Here is a 2,642-nt window from a genome sequence, read left to right as displayed (position 1 = left end):
GCCGACAGGATGCTGCGGACCGTGCCCGGGTTCGCATGTATTGGAGGCGGGCGGGCTATCCGCGCTGATTCAGCGCGCGGGTCAGGTCCCGGTTTGCGGCCCGCGCGGCGTCGAGTTCTGCCTCCCGCTCTTCCAGCGCCCCGGTCAGCTCGACGTTGCGCTGTTCGAGCCGGGTGATGCGGTTGTTGAGCTCGGCGACATCGCAAGGCGGTCCGAGACCGGAAGTCCGCCAGATTTCTTCGCCGGGTACTTTCGACAGCCGCTCTTCGAGCTGCCGGACGCGAGCGGCCAGGCGAGCGCTTCGAGCTGCCGCGCTGGCCAGATCCGCCTGCAGTGACGCCCGGGTGACAGCCAAACCACCCGAGGCCTGTGCGGCCGGCGTGTGGGCGGAGGCGTGGAGGGCGTCGAGAAGATCGCGGTGGCGGTAGAGGAAGGCACGGTCGACGCGAGCGGCGCGGGCGATGGACGATGCATTCAGCGGTGTCCCCTCACGCCGGGCGGCCGTGATGGCCGGCCTCCACCCGGGTCCGGCGGCGTTCGGTGTCGGCCTGACGGCCGTTGTTCATGGCGGTGGTCACGGTTGGCAGGTCCTTGGGGGTCGGACGTCAGGCAGAGGTTGGCCGACGCGGGGCATGCCGAGGTGGACGGTGCGAGAGCGTCGGACGAGGGCGACGGCCTGTTCGATCTGTGCGCGGTCCTCGGCGGTGAGCTGGTCGAGGTCGGTGGTGACGCGGTCGATGAGCCGGTGCACCCGGCTGATCTCCTCGTTGCTGGGCATGGCCTGGGTGCGGGCCCACTCGTCGGCTTCGAAGGCGGACATCAGCTTCTCCCGGCTGCGCAGCAGGTCGGCGAGGTGGGCTTGGAGGTCGGCGAGGTAGGAGACGTCGGTGGAGAAGTGCTCGCAGCCCAGGCAGCGGAACCGCAGCGGGCAGGCGTGTCCGCCGGCGGCGACGTTGGACGGTTCGCGGCAGACCCCGTACGGGGTGGCGACCTCTCCCCAGCAGGGCCTGCACCTCGTCCGGCGTACCGCCCGCGTCCGCGACGTTCGACCCGAACGCCCGCCGGGCCATGTGCGGACCCACCCGCCGGCCCAGCGCCGCCCGCTTCCCGAGCCGATCGAAGAGCTCCCCGATCGCCTCCGGCGACATCGGCGCGCCCAGCGGCGCCCGGAACAGGTTCACCAGCAGAAAGTCGCTGCCACCATCCCCCTGCAGCCGGTGCCGCTCCTCGTAGTACAGGTCGAACGCGGACACCGTCAGGAAGTCCAGCGGCGCCACCCACGAATGCCGGGACTTCGACCAGGCACCGTTGGAGTTCTCCCGCCGCCGCACATGCACGTGCGCCCCCGGGTACTCGCAGCCCAGCCCCCGCGAGTCCGGCAGCAGGTGCACGTCGCTGCGGCGAAGTCCGGCGGCCTGCCCGCGCCGCAGGCCCACTCGCCCGAGCAGCAGCACGACCAAGCGGTCCCGCGCGCTGCGGCACGCGACGAACATCGCCACCAGCTCGGCGTCGGCCGCCCGGTCCACCTCGGCGACCGGCTCCCGCAGGCGGTGAACGGGTCGCATCTGGCAGAACAGGCCCCCGTCCTCGCCGGTGGCTTCCGTCGGTAGATCCCGGCTGTCGGCGAGTTCGTAGATCTGCCCCCGCACCCCACGCGGTGCCTCACCAGCATTGACCGCGTACGACAGCAGCCCCCGCTCCGCGACCAGCACCCGGTTGATCCGCCGCTCGCCCCGCACCGGCGCCGCCCCCGGGCCGGGCTGCACCACCGGCACCACCCCGTGAACGGCGGCCGGGGTGTACCTCAGCCAGACCATGAACGGGCCCAGATCCCGGCCTGCCTCAGGCCACTCTCGGCCCGTCGCCATGCACCACCTCAGGTACAGGGCGACGCCGGCGTACAACTTCGTCGTCGGCTCGGCCCGGTCCCGGCCGAACCGGAGGTTCCGCAGCCAGTGATCGGCTACGGCGACGACCTCCAGGTCGTCATCAAGGACCGTCCAGTACCTCTGCCCGGACGGCATCACCACGGGAAACGCCCGCATCCGCAACTCCTGCTTCGAGTCGTGCAGCAACCCGCTGCAGAGCCACACCCCCCGAGAACGAGTCCCAGAAGATCAACGAACCCACCTCACATCACGTCACACCACAGCTGATCCACCCCAAGAGAAAGGGGCGAGGCCCCAACCTCGTATCGGCATGCAGGGACGTGGCTTCTCTGCACCACGGCGCCAGGAAATGCGGCTCGTCCCATGAGGTCCGCAACCGGCCTGGTCCTCGTGCATGGTGATCACCTGGCCGCGTCGTAGATGGGGCCCTTGGAGGACAGCGAGGGGGTGAGTCGGAGAGCGGCTCGTCAACCGGGCTCCAGGGCCAGCGCAAATTCCACCCCACGGAGCCAGCGTCTCCCCAGCGTGCTGACCGGCGCGAACGCGAGCCCCGGGGTGGGCGTCTTGTCCCGAACCGCAGGTCCCCCGGCCTGCCCCATGCGAGAGTGTCCGGGCAGGGTCCACGTGGTGGCGCCCCTGCACATAGGTGGGGAGATCAGCGCGGGCGTGTCAGCGACGGACGGGTCTTCATGGGGGCAGGGTGAGCATGCGCAGGCTGCTGTCGTTCTCGGACGCAATGGTGCTGCTCGGCGG

Annotated in this window: 3 protein-coding genes and 1 pseudogene; 1 reads left to right on the top strand and 3 read right to left on the bottom strand. The window is 70.8% G+C overall.

Annotated elements, in window-relative coordinates; translation table 11 throughout:
* Positions 1-55 precede the first annotated feature (55 nt).
* The 3 genes and pseudogenes from ACFXA3_RS40595 to ACFXA3_RS40585 all read right to left on the bottom strand — a co-directional run.
* On the bottom strand, positions 56-355 hold the full coding sequence (locus ACFXA3_RS40595) for a hypothetical protein (RefSeq protein ID WP_385196166.1): 300 nt from the start codon (positions 353-355) through the stop codon (positions 56-58).
* A gap of 219 nt (positions 356-574) precedes the next feature.
* Positions 575-820, bottom strand: a complete 246-nt coding sequence (locus ACFXA3_RS40590; RefSeq protein ID WP_385196171.1) for a hypothetical protein — start codon at positions 818-820, stop codon at positions 575-577.
* Positions 821-1,055: 235 nt separating this feature from the next.
* Positions 1,056-1,493: pseudogene (locus ACFXA3_RS40585) on the bottom strand (site-specific integrase); the annotation flags it as partial.
* Here ACFXA3_RS40585 and ACFXA3_RS40580 point away from each other — a divergent pair.
* Positions 1,386-1,610, top strand: a complete 225-nt coding sequence (locus ACFXA3_RS40580) for a hypothetical protein (RefSeq protein WP_385196169.1) — start codon at positions 1,386-1,388, stop codon at positions 1,608-1,610. The pseudogene ACFXA3_RS40585 and the gene ACFXA3_RS40580 sit on opposite strands and share 108 nt — an antisense overlap.
* Positions 1,611-2,642: the final 1,032 nt, after the last annotated feature.

The sequence above is a fragment of the Streptomyces sp. NPDC059456 genome (assembly GCF_042750055.1).
In the GTDB taxonomy this organism is placed as follows: Bacteria; Actinomycetota; Actinomycetes; order Streptomycetales; family Streptomycetaceae; genus Streptomyces.
The sequence above is the reverse complement of the archived record's forward strand: the minus strand, read 5'-3'. Positions and strand labels throughout refer to the sequence as shown.

Excerpts from the sequence above, each read along its gene's own strand:
- ACFXA3_RS40590 (WP_385196171.1), bottom strand. The coding sequence starts at position 820 with ATGTCCGCCTTCGAAGCCGACGAGTGGGCCCGCACCCAGGCCATGCCC.